This window comes from Myxococcus guangdongensis (assembly GCF_024198255.1).
Lineage (GTDB): Bacteria > Myxococcota > Myxococcia > Myxococcales > Myxococcaceae > Myxococcus > Myxococcus guangdongensis.
Map to the genome: position 1 here is coordinate 259,850 of NZ_JAJVKW010000008.1, position 17,147 is coordinate 276,996.

At 70.4% G+C, this 17,147-nt stretch carries 14 protein-coding genes; 7 read left to right on the forward strand and 7 right to left on the reverse strand.

Going from position 1 to position 17,147, the window contains the following annotated elements; all coding sequences use genetic code 11:
* Positions 1 to 66: 66 nt before the first annotated feature.
* The 3 genes from LXT21_RS25000 to LXT21_RS25010 all read left to right on the forward strand — a co-directional run bounded on the left by LXT21_RS25000 (position 67) and on the right by LXT21_RS25010 (position 4,098).
* Positions 67 to 702 carry a glutathione S-transferase family protein gene (locus LXT21_RS25000; protein ID WP_254040693.1) on the forward strand — a complete coding sequence of 212 codons (636 nt, stop codon included), beginning with the start codon at positions 67 to 69 and terminating at the stop codon, positions 700 to 702.
* 406 nt (positions 703 to 1,108) lie between these two features.
* The gene (locus tag LXT21_RS25005) at positions 1,109 to 2,419 is read left to right on the forward strand and encodes an alpha/beta fold hydrolase (RefSeq protein ID WP_254040694.1); all 1,311 of its coding nucleotides are present in this window, start codon (positions 1,109 to 1,111) and stop codon (positions 2,417 to 2,419) included.
* Positions 2,420 to 2,559: 140 nt separating this feature from the next.
* Positions 2,560 to 4,098 carry a hypothetical protein gene (locus tag LXT21_RS25010; RefSeq protein ID WP_254040695.1) on the forward strand — a complete coding sequence of 513 codons (1,539 nt, stop codon included), beginning with the start codon at positions 2,560 to 2,562 and terminating at the stop codon, positions 4,096 to 4,098.
* Between the two features lie 16 nt (positions 4,099 to 4,114).
* On the opposite strand, the gene LXT21_RS25015 is transcribed toward LXT21_RS25010, so the two are convergent.
* The 5 genes from LXT21_RS25015 to LXT21_RS25035 all read right to left on the reverse strand — a co-directional run bounded on the left by LXT21_RS25015 (position 4,115) and on the right by LXT21_RS25035 (position 10,533).
* Complete coding sequence (locus LXT21_RS25015) at positions 4,115 to 5,206, reverse strand: potassium channel family protein (protein WP_254040696.1); 1,092 nt, start codon at positions 5,204 to 5,206, stop codon at positions 4,115 to 4,117.
* 16 nt (positions 5,207 to 5,222) lie between these two features.
* Positions 5,223 to 6,428, reverse strand: coding sequence for a twin-arginine translocase subunit TatC (locus LXT21_RS25020; protein ID WP_254040697.1), 1,206 nt, complete (start codon positions 6,426 to 6,428; stop codon positions 5,223 to 5,225).
* Between the two features lie 39 nt (positions 6,429 to 6,467).
* Positions 6,468 to 7,022 carry a twin-arginine translocase TatA/TatE family subunit gene (locus tag LXT21_RS25025; protein ID WP_254040698.1) on the reverse strand — a complete coding sequence of 185 codons (555 nt, stop codon included), beginning with the start codon at positions 7,020 to 7,022 and terminating at the stop codon, positions 6,468 to 6,470.
* Between the two features lie 132 nt (positions 7,023 to 7,154).
* Positions 7,155 to 8,438 carry an MFS transporter gene (locus LXT21_RS25030; protein WP_254040699.1) on the reverse strand — a complete coding sequence of 428 codons (1,284 nt, stop codon included), beginning with the start codon at positions 8,436 to 8,438 and terminating at the stop codon, positions 7,155 to 7,157.
* A 40-nt stretch (positions 8,439 to 8,478) separates the two neighbouring features.
* Positions 8,479 to 10,533 (reverse strand): methyl-accepting chemotaxis protein, encoded by a 2,055-nt coding sequence (locus LXT21_RS25035; protein WP_254040700.1) that lies wholly within the window; start codon positions 10,531 to 10,533, stop codon positions 8,479 to 8,481.
* A 122-nt stretch (positions 10,534 to 10,655) separates the two neighbouring features.
* Here LXT21_RS25035 and LXT21_RS25040 point away from each other — a divergent pair, with 122 nt between their 5' ends.
* Complete coding sequence (locus LXT21_RS25040; protein WP_254040701.1) at positions 10,656 to 11,684, forward strand: histone deacetylase family protein; 1,029 nt, start codon at positions 10,656 to 10,658, stop codon at positions 11,682 to 11,684.
* Here the strand turns inward: LXT21_RS25040 and LXT21_RS25045 are convergent.
* Positions 11,681 to 13,018 (reverse strand): threonine/serine exporter family protein, encoded by a 1,338-nt coding sequence (locus LXT21_RS25045; RefSeq protein WP_254040702.1) that lies wholly within the window; start codon positions 13,016 to 13,018, stop codon positions 11,681 to 11,683. The genes LXT21_RS25040 and LXT21_RS25045 overlap by 4 nt on opposite strands.
* A 258-nt stretch (positions 13,019 to 13,276) precedes the next feature.
* Between LXT21_RS25045 and LXT21_RS25050 the strand changes: the two genes are divergently transcribed.
* On the forward strand, positions 13,277 to 14,773 hold the full coding sequence (locus tag LXT21_RS25050) for an arylsulfatase (protein WP_254040703.1): 1,497 nt from the start codon (positions 13,277 to 13,279) through the stop codon (positions 14,771 to 14,773).
* A gap of 47 nt (positions 14,774 to 14,820) precedes the next feature.
* Here LXT21_RS25050 and LXT21_RS25055 read toward each other — a convergent pair whose 3' ends face one another.
* The gene (locus LXT21_RS25055; RefSeq protein WP_254040704.1) at positions 14,821 to 15,210 is read right to left on the reverse strand and encodes a response regulator; all 390 of its coding nucleotides are present in this window, start codon (positions 15,208 to 15,210) and stop codon (positions 14,821 to 14,823) included.
* A 257-nt stretch (positions 15,211 to 15,467) separates the two neighbouring features.
* Here LXT21_RS25055 and LXT21_RS25060 point away from each other — a divergent pair, with 257 nt between their 5' ends.
* Positions 15,468 to 16,229, forward strand: a complete 762-nt coding sequence (locus LXT21_RS25060; RefSeq protein ID WP_254040705.1) for an SDR family NAD(P)-dependent oxidoreductase — start codon at positions 15,468 to 15,470, stop codon at positions 16,227 to 16,229.
* A gap of 6 nt (positions 16,230 to 16,235) precedes the next feature.
* Complete coding sequence (gene pyrF, locus LXT21_RS25065) at positions 16,236 to 17,096, forward strand: orotidine-5'-phosphate decarboxylase (RefSeq protein WP_254040706.1); 861 nt, start codon at positions 16,236 to 16,238, stop codon at positions 17,094 to 17,096.
* Positions 17,097 to 17,147 lie beyond the last annotated feature (51 nt).

The window sequence follows — 17,147 nt, forward strand, 5'->3', positions numbered from 1 at the left end:
CATCCCCTCCGACTCGCAGCAAGGACCGGGTCGTCCGCCCGCTGTCGCAGCGCCTACAGTGCCCCCATGCGCCTCTACGACTGCGCGGCCTCCGCCAATGGGTACAAGCTGCGCCACGTGTTGTCCTGGCTCGGCCGTCCCTATGAGCTCATCCCCGTGGACATCTTCGCGGGCGAGAGCCATACGCCCGACTTCCTGCGCCACAAGAACCCCGCCGGGCGCATCCCCGTGCTGGAGCCCGAGCCCGGACGCTTCCTCGCCGAGTCCAACGCCATCCTCCTGTTCCTCACCGAGGACACGCCCCTCTTGCCTCGCGACGCCTTCGAGCGCGCCCAGGTCCACCAGTGGCTCTTCTTCGAGCAAAACTGCGTCGAGCCCAACATCGGCACCGCGCGCTTCTGGATGCTCACCGGGCGCGCGCGCCTGCATCATCCCGAGGTCCTTCGCGTGCGCGTCGAGGCTGGCCGCGCCGCGCTCTCCACGCTGGAGCGGCACCTGCGACATGCGGACTTCCTCGTCGGCGGGCGCCCCACCGTCGCGGACATCGGGCTGTATGCCTATGCGCATGTCGCGCCCGATGCGGACCTGTCGCTGGAGGACTTCCCCGCGGTGTCGCGTTGGCTCGCGCGGGTGAAGGACCAGCCCGGGCACATCGGCGCACTCGCCCCGTATCCGGCGAATGCGATGGTCGCCGCGACGTGACGTGCGTTGGCCCGCACGGAGAATCACGCGTCATCGAGGAATCCCATGTCGGAGGTGTGCCACATGGGGCACTCGTCCGTGGGTCGACTTGACTCGCGTGGGGTGAGCGTTTATCCGTGGGAGCCATGACGTCCTTCTTCGCCATGCGTCGAATGTCGATGACCGGTGGGCTCGCGCCCGCCTGTGTCGGCTGACGTCGCGTCCGACCCTGGCGAGCCACCGAGCCCACCCACCCGCGAGGGTCGGTGGGCTTCGTCGTTCCTGGCCCTCCCGTAGCGCCCTCGCATCACCCGCAGGAGCGCAGCGAAGCCAGCCCCGCCGTCCGTTCACTTCACACCCCACTTCCACTTCCCTCACGGGCGCACGCACGCGCCCGCGCAGCCACCCGTCTGTCCGGAGACATCCCTTGGCTCCCCTCACTCGCGCGACCTCGCCGCGCCTCTTCGAAGTCACCGCGCCAGAGCTGACGTTGGAAGCCGGCGCTCGCATCACTCCGCACCTGGTGCGCGGCTGGTGGTGGGGCCCGGAGGACGACCTGCCCTGGCTCCAGTCCCGCGCGCACGTCCTCTCGGAAGAAGAAGCCCGGGCCACCACGCCGCGACTCGTGCGCCGCACGCGCGAGGAGCTGCTCCACGCCGCAGGGCGTGCGCGTCGACATGGCGGCGCTCGGCCCTCGTCGCGCGTCCCCACCGTGCTGCTGGTGCATGCGCTCACCGGCGACATGCGCGCGGGGGGCGAGGGCGGTTGGTGGGAGCCGCTCATCGGCGCGGGCCGCGTGCTGGACCCGACGCGCATGCGGCTGCTGTGCTTCAACAACCTGGGCTCGTGCTACGGCACCACCGGTCCCGCGGACGAGGGCTTCCCGCGACGCACCGACGACTCGCGCTTCGGCCCCGCGCCAGTGGTGGCCAAGGGTGATTTGCGACAGGACGAGCAGCACCTGCCCGCCACGCTCACGCCGTGGGACCAGGCGCGCAGCATCCTCCTCGCGCTCGACGCGCTGGGCATCCAGGAGGTGGAGCTCGTCACCGGGGGGTCGCTGGGAGGAATGATTGTGCTTTGCCTCGCGGCGCTCGCGCCCGAGCGCTTCGCGCGAATGGCTCCCATCGCCGCCGCGGAGTCCGCCTCCGCGTGGGTGGTGGGCCTCAACCACGTGGCCCGACAGGCGCTGCTGTTGGACCCGGGCTTCCCCGATTCGTCACACCGGGGTCTGGAGCTGGCGCGACAGCTCGCCATGCTCACGTACCGCGCGGAGCCGGGACTGGACACGAACCAGCCGCGTCCCGCGACGTGGTCCTCGCGCGCGCTGCACCCGGTGCAGAGCTACCTGGAGCACCAAGGCCGCAAGCTGGAGGCGCGGTTCGACGGGCGCGCGTACCTGGCGCAGCTGGGGGCCATGGACCATCACGATTTGGCGCGCGCGCCGCACGGAGGACTGGAGCGCATCCGCGCGAGCGCCCTGTGCGTGGGCATCGACAAGGACCTGCTCTTCTTCCCCCAGCACATGGAGACGCTGGCCGAGCGACTGCGTGCCCAGGGCGTCCACGCCGAGCACGCGGAGCTGTCCAGCCCGCACGGGCACGATGGCTTCCTCATCGAGTGGGCGCCCCTGGCGACACTGCTCGCGAGGGCGCTCGCCCTGCCCTCGGGCCTCGCCCGCCCCGCGCTCATGGCCCGCGTCGCGGATGAGGACACGCGATGTACCCGCGCGTCATGAATCGAGTGGCCTCGCGCGCCGTGTCAGGGAAGCCGCTCGCACCCAGGTGATTCGCGGGACGCACGAAACGTTTCCCCGAATGCCCCCGATACTCTCTTGGACTCTCGGAAAGAATCCGAGCGCATCGCGGGGGGTGAGTCATGAGTTGGGATTCCAGAATCAACAAGGGCATCCGGCGTCCACCTCCCCCACCGAGTCCCGAGCGTGACTCGACAGCGCGGACCGCGGCGAAACCCGCCCCCCACCGGGACTCATCCCAATCCGTCGATGGCTTCGCGTCCGCGAAGACGAAGAGCGGCCCGAACCTCCTCGGGACCTCCGTGCCCATCGGCTTCGGGTGGGAGATTCCGCAGAGCTCGAGCTCGAGCGGCTCGGTGAACGTGGGCTCCGACGGTGTCACTGTGAGCACGAACAGCTCCGTCGAGCTCAAGGGCCTGAAGATCTCCTTCGGCACGAAGGTCAGTCAGACGTCGAGCGTGGAGAGCGAGGACGGCGTCACGACGCTCACCGCCGAGGGAAGCATGTCGGTCAACCTCGGGGGCGAGGTGGACCTGGGCACCGTCGGCTTCAGCGCCGAGCGCACCGAGGGCGTCAAGACGAAGTTCCAGGTGCGGATGTCGGACGCGGACTACGCCCAGGTCCAGTCGGGCCAGGCGCCCATGCCGGACCCCTACAACCCGGACACGATGCCGGAGGGCAGCTCGGTCCTGCTCAACAGCACCGACTTCCAGGGCACGGGCTTCGAGGCGAGCTACCGCAACCTCGCGGTGTCGACGAACGTCACCCAGGAGCAGGGGGTCTCCGTCCTGGTGGAGAAGACCGGCGAGAACACGGTGCGCGTGACAGCGGGCCCCACCGAGGCCGTGGAGAACAGCTTCCAGCTCGGGCTGAGCCTGGGCCCCGCCAGCGCCCATGTCGGCAACACGACGCGGCTGGACCAGTTCACGCTCAAGACGGCGGAGTTCGACCTCTCCACCGACGCGGGCCGCGCCGCCTACAACACCTTCCTCGCCACCGGCGAACTGCCCACCGAGAACGGGACCGGAATCTCCGACGTCGCCACGGTGGAGAAGCTCCAGTACGACTCGACGAGCAGCGCCGGGTTCGACCTGGGGCCGCTGAGTGGCTCGGTCGACTTCGGCAACAGCACCGGGGGCGTCGTGAGGACCACCTACCCGGATGGCTCGGTCGACCAGGTCATTCACGCGAAGCTCCACGTGGGCACGCCTGTCCAGCTCGCGCAGCACTTCAACCTGGATGGCACCGAGGACCTGTCCCGGCAGGAGATCTCCATGTTCATGGTCGGCGCGGACGGCGGCGCCGAGTCGCTGTTCGCCTCCGCGTATGACGTCGACCAGCACGACTTCGACGGGGACAGCGACATCCACCTGTCCTTCAACGCGGAGCAGGCCATGGACCTGTCCCAGCGGGCCCGCGACTACATCGCCGCGTGGGAGCGGGACACCGGCCAGAAGTGGGAGGACGCCTCCCACCTCCAGGATGAGAAGTTGATCGCCGCCCTCGCCAACGCACAGAACCCGGCGGACGTGGCCAAGGCCCTCACCGACGCCTACGGCGGCCCGGCCTGGATGGGCCAGGCGTTCGCGAGCCTGTCCTTCGTCGATGGCGAATTCGTACCGCTGCCAGGAACCATCGAGGCGCGCGACCGCGACGATTGACGCGGGCCTCGAGGACTCAGCCTGCCTTGCGAGGCCACACCGGACCAATCTGGTCCTGGTGCGCGAAGATGGGCGGGTCCACCTCGTTGGTGAAGGCGCGCAGGCGGCAGTACTCCGGATACGACGCCTGCACCGTCAGCACGTCCCCCGCACGCATGACCTCGTCCCCCACCGGGTGGAGCTGCTCGTGGCCGTCGCGCATCAGCGACAACGCCAGCCCGCCGAAGCGGTCTCGGATGGCGGAGATGTTCAGCCCCGGCAGGCCCTCACGCGCCTCGAAGAGCGACACCACCATCAGGTGTTTACCCAGATGGAACGAGTGGATGATGCGCGGGTCCATCGCCGCCAGCGCCATGGCGGGCGCGGCGAGCGATGAGCTGGACAGGGCCTCCGCCTTGAACGTGTCGCGCACCTTGCCGCTCAGGTCCTCGTCGAACAGGCGGATGACCACGCGGATGTTCGGATTCAACTTCCGCGCGTCCAGCGCGATGTTGAGGTTCGCCAGGTCGTCGTCCGTGGCGCACACAATCGCGGAGGCGTGCTTCACGTTGGTGCGCGGCAGGCACAACGGGCTGCGCGTGTCGTCGATGAGCAGCGGCACGTTCTCGTCCCGCAGCGCGGAGACGAACGCCGCGTCCTCGCGCTTCTCGACCACCACCACGTCCTTGTCCATCTCCTTCAACTGCGTCACCACGCGGTAGCCCACCCGCCCCGCCCCGCACACCACGACGTGGCCCTTCATCGTCTCGGTGACCACTTCGATCCACTCCTTGTCGTTCTTGTGTCGGGCGAAGTAGAGGTAGGCGAAGCGCACCACGCCGTCCGCCACCAGGGCGATGCCCACCGGCGGAATCACCACGTTGAGCGCCTCGATGGCCCAGTCGTGCACGTACGGCAGCGACGGCTGCCCGTAGAGCAGGAAGTAGACGTGGTGCAGCGCCTCACCGAAGGAGATGGGCACTCCGTCCGGGCCGATGTAGCGCCAGTGGAACAAGAGCGGCCCCAGCACGAACAGCCCCGCCGCCAGCACCATCGTGGTGCGGAAGCGACGCAGCAACGCGCGCAGGTAGCGCAGATTGGCTCTCAGGTGTCTTCGGGAGCCGAACATGGCCGACCGCCCCTCCTCAGGACACCGGGGTGATGCCGGTCTCCGCCGCGTTGCGCGCCCGGCGCCGCTCCACCAGCCACACCAGGAAGACACCCAGCTCGTAGCACATCAGCATGGGGCCAGCCATCAGCGACAGGTTCACCACGTCGCCCGTGGGCGTGATGATGGCCGCGGCGATGAGACAGAAGACGAAGGCGTGCCGCTGGTACTTGAACAGCCAGCGCGACTGCACCACGCCCACGATGCCCAACAGCGCCATCACCAGCGGCAGCTCGAAGATGATGCCGAAGGCCAGGATGAGCAGCAGCACCAGCGACAGCTGCTCGTGCATCGTCAGCATGGGCCGCGTCCACCGCTCCGCCTCGTGCCGCGCCTCGCCCGCCGACAGCTCCTTCTCCAGCTTCCACAGCCCCGACAGCTCCTCGCTGCGCGTGGGCGCCACGCCCGCCAGCAGGCTCGCCGCCTCGTCCATCGCCACCGACGCCGCCGCGTAGTCCTGCTTGCCGTAGGCCGTCACCGCCGCGACCTTCTTCTCCACCGCCTGCCGCAGCACCGCGCGCGACTGGACGCCATAGCCATCCGCCGCCGCGTCCAACAGCTTGCCCAGGCCGTCCAGCCGAGACTTCAGCTCCACCGACTGCGAGGGCGCGCGCTCGGGCTCGGCGAGCTGCCCCTCGCCCTCGGCGCGCAGCGACGCGCTGGTCTCCTTCGCGAGCACCCCCGCCCGCTCCGCGTCACCCACACGCAGGAAGCGCAGGGCGTCATCCGCGCGCAGCCGCGCCGTGTCCAGCCGCTGCTCCAGCGCGAGCGTCTCCTCCTCGTTGAGGAGGAACTTGAACATCGAGGGCAGCACCGCGAAGTAGCAGAAGCACGCGCCCAGGATGAAGGCGAGCGAGCCGAACATGACGAACGGCGCCGCGTACTTGCGCTCCTCCGGGAACAACCCCGGCGAGACGAAGCCCCAGATCTGCCAGAGGATGACGGGCGTGGTGAGGAACACGCCGCAGTACACGCCCACCTTCATGAGGACGTTCAGCTCCTCGATGCCGGACGTGTAGATGAGGGCGCGGTTGCCCTCCGGGAGCGCGTCCAGCACGGGCCGCATCAGCACGCCGAAGATGGGCTTGGCGAACAGCAGCGACACCATGCCCAGCCCGAGCACGGCCAGGGTGCACTTGAGCAGGCGCGAGCGGAGCTCCGACAGGTGCTCCATCAAGCTCATCCGAAGCTCGGAGTCGGCGAGAGGCTGGGGACTCAGGGGTCAGCTCCGTTTCGGCGCGTTGCGCGCCACCGTTCCAGGCAGCGGCGCGAGGCGAGGCAGGCCATCCGCGCCCACGCTCTCGGTGGCGGCGGAGGAAGAGGGAGAAGAAGTCGGCTCGGCGGGCGGGGGCTCGGGCGACCGCGGGCCCGGCTGCGCCTCCGCGACGGGCTCGGGCAGCGCGGGGTGCTCGTCGCCATCCAGCCCCAGCGGGGCGCGGGAGCGCGGCGCCTCCACGGCGGGCTCGGAAGCAGGCTCGGCGCCCGGCTCCACGGGCGTGGCGACCTGCGCCATCCCCTCGGGCGGCAGCGCCTGGGGCGCGGGCGAGGGAGGGAAGGTGGGCGTGGGCCGCACCGGAGGCGGAGGCTCGCGGTTGAGGTCGTGGTCCATCGTGTAGAACTCGCGCTCCACCACGTTGCGGACCTCGTCCGTCTGGCGACGGAACTCCCGCATGAACTTGCCGATGGCACGCGCCAGTTCGGGCAACCGCTGCGGCCCGAGGATGAGCAGCGCGGCCACCGCGATGAGCACCATTTCGCCTGCGCCGATGTTGAACATGTCCTGACGGCTCTCCCCGAAGCTGCCCGGTTTATCGCGCCCCAGGCCCTCTGGCGCAACCGCTCGACGCTTCCGGACGTCCGCCCGACACCGTGGCCGGGGGACGGCCGGGCCCCTTCCCGGGTTCCAATACTATTGGTGTGGGTGCGCCTGGGGGGACAGGGGGACGGCCAGCCCCTGGGACGCGGGCACCGCCAGGGCGCGCGCCTGCTCCCGGGAGCGCACCTGCCGCTCCACCACCCACAACGTCGGGGGCAGCGCCACCGTCAGGCCCATGCACACCCAGGCCACCCGGGTCATCCCGCCCAGCGTCCCGTCCGGCAGGTCCGTCAGCAGCTGCGCGCTGAGGAAGGCCCCCACCGCGGAGGCCATGTGCTGGATGGCGGACTGGAGCGACATGAAGCGAGCGCGGACCGGGTTGTCCGGCACGCGCGAGGTCAGCGTGTTGTACGACACGTTGCGCACGCCCATGGCCGTCATGAAGAGCACGAAGAGCAGCGGAATCGGCAGCCAGCGCGGGAAGTCCACGAAGCCCACGTAGGTCGCGACCAGCAGCAACGCCGAGCCCGCGGTCCCCAGCTTGAAGGCGCCATAGCGGTCCACCAGCGGCCCCGCCAGCCGCAGCGTGATGAAGCTGACGATGCCGCCGACGAAGTACGGGAACCAGAGCAGGTCCCGCGGGTAGCCCAGGTTCTGCTGCAGGTAGGCGGAGATGTTGGGGATGAGCACGAAGCCCGCCATCATCACCACCGCCGTCATGAGGTACGACAGCTGCACCTCGCGGCGGCCGAGCAGCTCCAGCACGCCCACGCTCCGCGCCGCCCCGCGCTCGGCCGTCAGGTGGCCTCGCATCGGCGGCAGGAAGAAGATGGCGCCCACCACCACGAGCAGCCCCAGGGCCGCGACGACGAAGAACGGCAGGCGCCAGCCGCCGTGCTCCGCCAGCTTCAGCGCCATGGGCACGCCCGCGACGCTGGCCACGGAGAACGCGCCCATCACCGCGCCCAGCGCGCGTCCGCGCCGCTCCACCGGAATCAGGTCCGCGATGATGGACAGCGACAGCGACGTGGCGGGCCCACCGAAGATGCCCGCGGCCACCCGGGCGAGCATCAGCGTGGACAACCCCGTGGCCAGCCCTCCCGCCGCCGTGGCCACCACCAGCCCCAGCATGGACACCGCGAGCGCCCGGCGCCGGTCGTACCGGTCCAGGAAGTAGCCGCCCAACAGGCCCGCGACGCTGGCCGCCGCCGTGTACGCGCCGCCGATGGTGCCGATGTGCGAGGAGGCGATGCCCAGGCCCCTGGCGAAGTCGGGCCCCAGCGGCATCACCATCACGAAGTCCAGGATGTTGACGAACTGAACCGCGCCAATCAGGAAGACCACCCAGCGCTCGGACACCTGTCGCTCTGTCGGCATGTCCTCCTGTCCTTAAGCCATTCGCGGGCCGCGCGCACGGCTAGACACGGAAACGGCGCACCTCGCCCCGGAGGATCTCCGCCTGGCGCTGGAGGTTGTCGATGGCCTCCTCCAACTGCTTCACGGAGCGCGTCTGGTGCTCGGAGACCCCCTTGATGGTCTCCACCGCCTTGAGCACCTGCTCGCTGCCCTTGGTCTGCTCCTTCTGGGCGCGGTTCAGGTGCGTCACCATCTCGTTGATGCTCTCGATGGAGCGGGTGATCTGCTTGCTGCCGTGCGCCTGCTCCTGGCTGCTGCGCTGCACGTGGGCGGTGAGCGCCTTCATCTTCTCCGCGCTCTTCATGATCTGCTCGCCGCCCTTGGCCTGCTCGTTGGAGGCCTTGGAGATCTGCTGCACCGTCTCGCTGATGCGGTGGATGGAGGCGGTCACCTGCTTGCTGCCGCGGGCCTGCTCGACGGTGGCGCGGGCGATGGCCTTGACCATCTGCGTGGACTTCTGGGTGCTGTCGTTGATTTTTCGCAGCGCCCCTTCCGCCTCGCGGCCCAGCTGCACGCCCTCCTCCACGTTGCGCGCGCCCTGGTTCATCACCACCACGGCGTTGCGGCTCTCGTCCTGGATGCTGCGGATGAGCTCGGCGATCTCCTTGGTGGACGCGCCGGTGCGCTCGGCCAGGTCCTTGATCTCCTCCGCCACCACCGCGAAGCCCTTGCCGTGGTCGCCGGCCTGCGCGGCGATGATGGCCGCGTTGAGGGCGAGCAGGTTGGTCTGCTCGGCCACGTCGTCGATGACGTTGAGGATGTTGCCAATCTCGGAGATGCGTCGGCCCAGGCTGTCGATGACGTCCGCGGCGGCGCGGCTGGAGTCCTTGATGCGGTCGATGCCGGTGAGCGTCTTGCGCAGCGCCTCCACGCCCGTCTGCGCGTCGTCGAAGACCTGCTCGGACAGGCGCGCGGTCTCCTTGGCGTTGGCCTCCACCTGCCCGATGGCCGCGTCCATCTGGCTGATGGCCGAGGACGTCTCCTCCGTGGAGGCGGACAGCTCCTGGATGTTCTTGGCGACCTCCTTGATGGAGAAGGTCATCTCCTCAATCGCGCTGGTGGTCTCCTCCACGCTGGCGGCCATGGCGGTGACGTTCTCCGCCACCTCGTCGTTGGTGGCGGCCATCTCCATGATGGAGGAGCTGCTCTCCTCGGCGCTCTGGTAGAGGACCTCCACGTTCTCCGCGATGCCGCGCAGCGAGGCCATCATCTCCACCATGGAGGAGGACGTCTCCTCCACGCGGGCCTGGACGGTGCTGGCACCCGACGACACGGTGGTGCCGGTGCGGTGAATCTGTTCGATGACGCCGGCCACCACGTCCGACACGCCGCGCACCCGGCCCAGCGTGTCGCGCCAGCTCTGGGCGATGCGGTTGAGCGCCTCGGCGAGCAGGCCCAGCTCGTCGCGCGAGCCCACGTCCACGCGGCCCGTCAGGTCCGCCTCCGCCAGCCGGCGCGCCATGGTCATCATCGCGTCCAGCGGCACCAGGATGAACGTGCGCGAGATGAAGAACGCCACCACGAGGAACAGCGCCAGGCCGATGCCGAACGCCAGCAGCACCACGTGCCGGAGCGAGGTGACGACCTCCTCCAGCGAGCTGAAGTTCACCGCCACCAGCACGTGGGCGGGCCCCTCGTGCAGCGACACCGGGCGGACGATGGCCTTGTTGCCGTTCTCGAAGAGGGCGCCATCCAGCGTGGCGGGGTCCTTCGACGGCTGCTCGCGCAGGTTGTTGAGCAGCCACCCCTCCGCGCTGGGCGGGTGCACGGACTGCACGCGGCCATCCGGGGTGATGAGGGCGATGAGGGCGAAGTCGTCGTCGCCGCCGTGGAGCGACTCCAGCAGGGGCGGCAGGATGGTGAGGGAGAGGTTGGCCAGGTCGCGCGACGCCTGGAGCGCCTTGTCGTCGCCGTGCTTCGTCAGGCGCGTCTCCAGGAAGTCCTCCACCCGGGACGGGACGACGAAGTAGAGCGTCCCGAGGATGAGGGCGAGCACCACGGCGAAGGAGCCGAGCAGGATGCTGCGCAGGCCGGGTTTCTTGAAGCGCGGAGCCAAGGCGGGCCACTGTAGGAATGGAAACACCGGCAGGGCAAGAACCGGGGCCAGGCTCCTCGGCCGCCCCTCCGCCCGGCGGGAGCCTGACATCCCCGCGCCCGGATGCGTAAGGTCATGCCCTGATGAAGCCCACCCTGCTGCTGACCGACCCCCTCTTCCTCAAGCATGACCCCGGAGAGGGCCACCCGGAGTCCCCCGCGCGCCTGCAGCGCATCCTCGGGGTGCTGGCGAGCACCCCCGTGCGGGGCACGGTGATGGGCTCGCCCCGCTCCGCGACGAACGAGGAGCTGCTGGCCGTGCACACCCCCGCCCTGCTCGAGCGGATGCGTCAGCTCAACGGCCACGCGGCGCGCATCGACGCCGACACCGTCGTGTCCCCGGACAGCGTGGACGCGGCGAGGCTGGCGGCGGGCGCGGCGGTGCAGTCGGTGGAGGCGGTGATGGCGGGACAGGCGCGCAACGCCTTCGCGCTGGTGCGTCCGCCCGGACACCACGCGGAGCCGGACCGCGCCATGGGCTTCTGCCTCTTCAACAACGCGGCCATCGCCGCGGAGGCCGGGCGTCGGTTGGGCGCCGAGCGGGTGCTGGTGCTCGACTGGGACGTGCACCACGGCAACGGCACCCAGGCGGCGTTCTGGGGCCGGCGCGACGTGATGTACCAGTCGGTGCACCAGTTCCCCTACTACCCGGGCACCGGCGCCTCGCCCGAGGTGGGCCAGGGCGCGGGAGAGGGCTACACCGTCAACGTGGGCCTGCCCGGCGGCAACTCGGACGCGGACTACGGGATGCTCTTCGAGGAGCTGCTCCTCCCGGTGGCCGAGGCCTTCCGCCCCCAGCTGGTGGTGGTGTCCGCGGGGTTCGACCCCCATCAGCACGACCCGATTGGCGGCATGGACGTCACCGAGCGCGGCTTCGCGGCCATGTGCTCCTCGCTGCGCTCGCTCGCCGAGCGGGTCTGCGACGGCAAGCTCGTGCTGCTGCTCGAGGGCGGCTACTCGCTGGAGGGCCTGTCGCAGTCCGTGCACGCCTGCGTCGAGGTGCTCGCGGGCCGCACCGACAGCTTCCCCACCGGCGACACGCACACCGACGCCCGGGATGCGCTGCGCGAGAGTCGACAGGCGCTCAAGCCCTACTGGAGCGCGCTGTCCTAGTGGGCCTCGGCGGGCCGGCGGAGTCTTCCGCCCCGCGGCCCCGAGCGCTCCGGCGGTTTGGGCCGCGTCGCGCGCTCACCGCGCTCCTCGGCCGATGCGCGGGCGTCGTGTGACAGGCCGAGCATGAAGGCGAACATCAGCCCCAGCACCAGCTGCAGCGCCACCAGGAGGATGTCGAACACGCGCGCGTCCGTGCCCTGCCCCGGGACACCGAGCAGCGCGAGGATGGCCCGTGTCCCGATGAACCCGGGCGCCAGCTGCAACAGGCCGGGCATGATGAGCGTGGACGGGAGCCGCTCGGGCATCCGTCCGTAGAGCTGCCCCGCGACGCCCAGGACGAACGCGGAGACGAGCGGGCTGCCCCGGTCCCCCAGCACGCCCTTGGTGAGTTCCTGGATGCCCCACGCGAGCAGCACCGCGCCGACAATCCACGGCGTGTCGCGACGGCGCGCGGACATGCACACCGTGAGGGCCAGGCCGCCCAGCGCGATGATGGGCACCACCACCGTGTGCGGCAGCGACTGCGCCCGTATCTGGAGGGGCAGCGGCCCGAAGAAGCGCCACAGCGTGGCCGCGGCCATGATGCCCACCGCCAGCATCAGGAAGCGCAACAGGCCATAGGTGAGCCGGGACAGGCCCGCCTCCACGGACTCCCCCACCAGCTCCGCCGAGCCCAGCGTCACCACCATCGCGGGCACCAGCAGGGTGATTCCTCCGAAGAGCGCCCGCGCCGCGTCGAACGACGGCAGCACGAAGGTCAGCCCGAAGGCGAGCAGCGTGCCGAGCAACGCGCCGAGGAAGCTCTTCTGCAGGTCCACGCTCATGGAGCGCAGCGTGCCGACGTGGATGCCCCCCGCGAGCACGCCCACGAAGAACCCCGCCACCAGCTCCCAGGCGCCGCCGCCGACGCGCACGGACACGGCGCCGCCGTACACGCCATAGGCGAGCAGCACGAGCCACTCGGGGTGGGCGGGATGCGACGTCATGACGCGCTCCAGCTCGGCGCGAGCGCGTGGCACGTCGAGCCGACCGCGGGCAATCGACTCCGACAGGAGCAAGAGCCCGGCGGCCCGGCGCAGGTTCCAGTGGGGGTTGAAGGGCAGCCGCCGGATGTCCACACGGCGGGCCGCGCCCGAGCGCACCTCCGTCACCGCGAGCGTCTGCAGCGTGAAGACCTCCACCTCCAGGCCCCACGCCCGCGCCGCCCGACGCACGCGCTGCTCCACGCCGAAGGCCGGCACGTATGACAGGTGCAGCGCCCGCGCGAGGTCGAGCAGCAGCGTCACCGTGGCGTCCTCGCCCGAAGACACGTCATCGGTTCGAGCATCCGTCATGCGAGCACGGCCTCCTCCTGGCATCGAATTCATCGCGGCGGAGCGCGCCCGCGATGAGAAGCCCGACAGCCGACATTCGAGGTGGGTGCCCTCGCGCTGGACGCACACCCCGCCCTCCGGGGTGACTCGAAGGCTCGGACGCCACGACGCCCTCGGGCGAGCGGTGCGCACCACGGGCCCGCTCCGCCGTCCGCCTCGTCTTGCCCCCGCGCGCGAGCGCCCCCACCCCTACTTCACATTCACGCCTGGAGGACACGCATGGCGACCAAGAAGGCAGCGGCGAAGCAACCCAACATCCTCGTCATCTTCGGTGACGACATCGGCTACTGGAACACGAGCTGTTACAACCTGGGCGTCATGGGCTACCGCACGCCCAACATCGACCGGCTCGCGAAGGAAGGCGCGCTGCTCACCGACTACTACGCGCAGCAGAGCTGCACCGCGGGACGCGCGGCCTTCATCACCGGCCAGTGTCCCTTCCGCACCGGCCTCACCAAGGTCGGCATGCCGGGCGCCAAGGTCGGCCTTCAGGCCGAGGACCCCACCATCGCGGACCTGCTCAAGGAGCGCGGCTACCGCACCGCCCAGTTCGGGAAGAACCACCTGGGAGACCGCGACGAGTTCCTGCCCACCGTGCACGGCTTCGACGAGTTCTTCGGCAACCTCTACCACCTCAACGCGGAGGAGGAGCCGGAGAACCCGGACTATCCCAAGGACCCCGCCTTCAAGAAGCGCTTCGGTCCGCGCGGCGTGCTGCGCTGCAAGTCGGACGGGCAGGGCGGACAGAGCATCGAGGACACGGGCGCGCTGACGAAGAAGCGGATGGAGACGGTGGACGAGGAGTTCCTCGCCTCCGCGGTCGACTTCCTGGAGCGCTCGAAGAAGTCCAAGGAGCCCTTCTTCCTGTGGTTCAACACCACGCGCATGCACGTGCACACGCACCTGAAACCCGAGTCCCGGGGCAAGACGGGGCTGGGCCTCTACCCGGACGGCATGGTGGAGCACGACGCCATCGTGGGGCAGCTGCTCGACAAGCTCGACGCGCTGGGCCTGTCGGAGGACACGCTCGTCATCTACACCACGGACAACGGGGCGATGACGTGCATGTGGCCGGACGGCGGCATGACGCCCTTCCGCGGCGAGAAGGACACCAACTGGGAGGGCGCCTTCCGCGCGCCCTGCGTGGTGCGCTGGCCCGGCGTCATCGAGCCCGGCACGCAGCTCAACGAGCTGTTCTCCTCCGAGGACTGGCTGCCCACCTTCCTGGCCGCCGCTGGAGACGCGGACATCGTCGACAAGCTCAAGCAGGGCCACGAGGCCAACGGCCGGCGCTTCAAGGTCCACCTGGACGGGTATGACCAGACGCGGCTCTTGTCCGGACAGGGGCCGTCGCAGCGCTCGGAGTTCTTCTACTTCGGTGACGACGGGGAGCTGGTCGCCGTGCGCCACGGCCGGATGAAGCTCGTCTTCGCCGAGCAGAACGCCAAGGGCATCGAGGCCTGGGGCGAGCCCTTCACGATTCGCCGCGCCCCGTTGGCGTTCGACCTGCGCGCCGACCCGCTCGAGCGCTCCCAGGACGCGGTGGGCTACCAGCGCTGGCTCATCGACCACTCGTTCTACTTCGTGCCCGCGCAGCAGGCCGTGGCCCGCTTCCTCTCGACGTTCCGCGAGTTCCCCCCGCGCCAGCGCCCGTCGAGCTTCTCCGTGGACCAGGTGATGGAAAAGCTGGAGCAGGCCCCCTCGGGCATGCACTGAGAGGGCCTCGGGGGCCCGCGCGCTCGCCCCGGCGCGGGCCCTGCCCGTCAGACGTGCGGCGAGTCCCCTTCGCGCGAGACCGCGAAGCGGGACACGGCCCCGAGCAGGCGCTCCACGTCCACGGGCTTGCGCAGGAAGTCGTCCACGCCGAGCGCAATCACCTCGCGCGCGCTCACGCCCTGGCCGGAGATGACCACCACGGGGATGGAGGCGAGCGAGGCGTCGGCGAGCTGCCGGTCCCTGAACTCCCAGCCGTTCACGTCCGGCATCATCAGGTCCAACAGAATCACGTCCGGCCGCTCGCCCTGGCCGAGCAGCTCCAGCGCCTCGCGGCCTCCTCGGGCCAGGAGCACGCGGTGCCCCTCCAGCTCGAGCACGTCCTTGAAGGCCATCAGGATGTCCGGGTCGTCGTCGACCGCCAGCACGCAGTTGAGCATGGTCGAGCCCCTCCTCCTGATTCAAGGTGAGGACGCGCGGCGCACACGTCATCACCCCCGCGCCCGGGCCTCCCCTGAAGGCCGCCGCGCGTCGACGCGACGACACCTGACGCGGGCCATTCCCACCGGCCGGGCGAGGCGCCGCTCCAGCGTCCGTGGACTTCTGGCGGTTCCAGCCAGCGGCATGGATTTGTGTCCCCCCTTCCTCTTCAACCATGCGAGAAGCACCCTCGCGACCACCACCACGAGGAGACACCATGGCGGAGATGAGTTACCGGACGGCGCTGGTGACGGGCGCCTCGAGCGGACTGGGACGCGGACTGGCGCTCTGGCTGGCCCGGCGGGGCCTGCGCGTCTTCGCGGCGGGCCGGCGCGTTCCCCAACTGCAGGCCCTGGCCGCCGAGGCCCAGGCCGCGGGCGCCACCGTGGAGCCGGTGGAGCTGGACGTCTCGCGCGCGGAGCCGCTGATGGAGAAGCTGCGCGAGCTCGACTCGGAGTGTGGTGGGCTGGACCTGGTCGTCGCCAACGCGGGCGTCGGCGGCGTCACGCATGGCAAGCGGCTGGAGTGGGACAAGGTCCGCTCCATCATCGACACCAACGTCACGGGCGCGGTCGCCACGCTGACGGCCGTGTTGCCGAGCATGGTGGAGCGTCGCCGAGGCCACGTGGTGGGCATCTCCAGCCTCGCGGCGCACCGGGGGCTGGCGGGACACGCGGCCTACTCGGCGTCGAAGGCGTTCCTCGGCACGTTCATGGAGAGCCTGCGCGTGGACCTGGCGGGCACCGGCGTGTGCGTCACCTGCATCTTCCCCGGCTTCGTGAAGAGCGAGATGACCGCCGCCAACCATTTCCCCATGCCCTTCTTGATGGAGACGAACGCGGCCGTGGAGCTGATGGGCTCGGCCATCCTCCGTGGCGAGACGGAGGTCTCCTTCCCGTGGCAGCTGGCCATCCCCTCCCGGCTGGCGAAGGTGCTGCCCAACCCCCTCTTCGACGCGGCCGCCCGCCGGCTGCGCTGAGGTCCCATGTCCTCGACGACGCCCCCGTCCTTCGCCCAGCGCTTCGCCCGGCTCGCCGACGAGCGCTCCCCGTTCTGCCTCGGGGTCGACCCGTCGCGGGACCTGCTCACCCGCTGGGGACTGCCCGACACCGCGCAGGGACTGTCCGACTTCTGCGAGCGCATCGCGGAGGCCGCCGGTGACAGCGTCGCGGTGGTGAAGCCGCAGAGCGCCTTCTTCGAGCGCCACGGCCCCGCGGGCCTCCAGGTGCTCCAGAAGCTGATGAAGCGCTTCCAGGCCGCGGGCTCGCTCGCGTTGCTGGACGTGAAGCGCGGCGACATCGGCTCCACGATGGACGCGTATGCCGAGTCGGTGTTCGGCCCGGACAGCGCCTACCAGGCGGACGCGGCGACGTTCACCGCGTACCTGGGGCTGGGCGCGCTGGTGAAGACGATGGAGCGCGCGCGGGTGTCCGGAGCGTGCGCGTTCCTGGTCGTGCGCTCGTCGAATCCGGAGGGCACCTCACTCCAGAAGTCGAAGGGCGAGGATGGCCGCACGGTGGCCGAGGCGCTGGCGGACGGCCTGCGCGAGCTCAACGAGAAGGCGGGCCCGGGCGTGTTGCCCGCGGGCGCGGTGATGGGCGCCACCCTGCCCGACTCGGACCGGGGCGTCATCGAGCGGCTGGGCGGCGCGCTGCTCTTGACGCCGGGTATCGGCGCGCAGGGCGCTGGCTTCGACGACCTGAAGCGGCTGTTCGTGGGGCGAGAGGCACAGGTCATCCCCACCGCCACGCGCTCGGTGCTCGAGGCCGGGCCGGAGGTCGCCTCGCTGCGCGCCGCGATTCTCCGCCACGTCGAGCCCGCGCGCCGCTTTCGCGCTGGAGCCTGAAACGACTCGGGCCCCGCGTCCTCCCGAAGGAGGCGCACGGGGCCCGGAGAT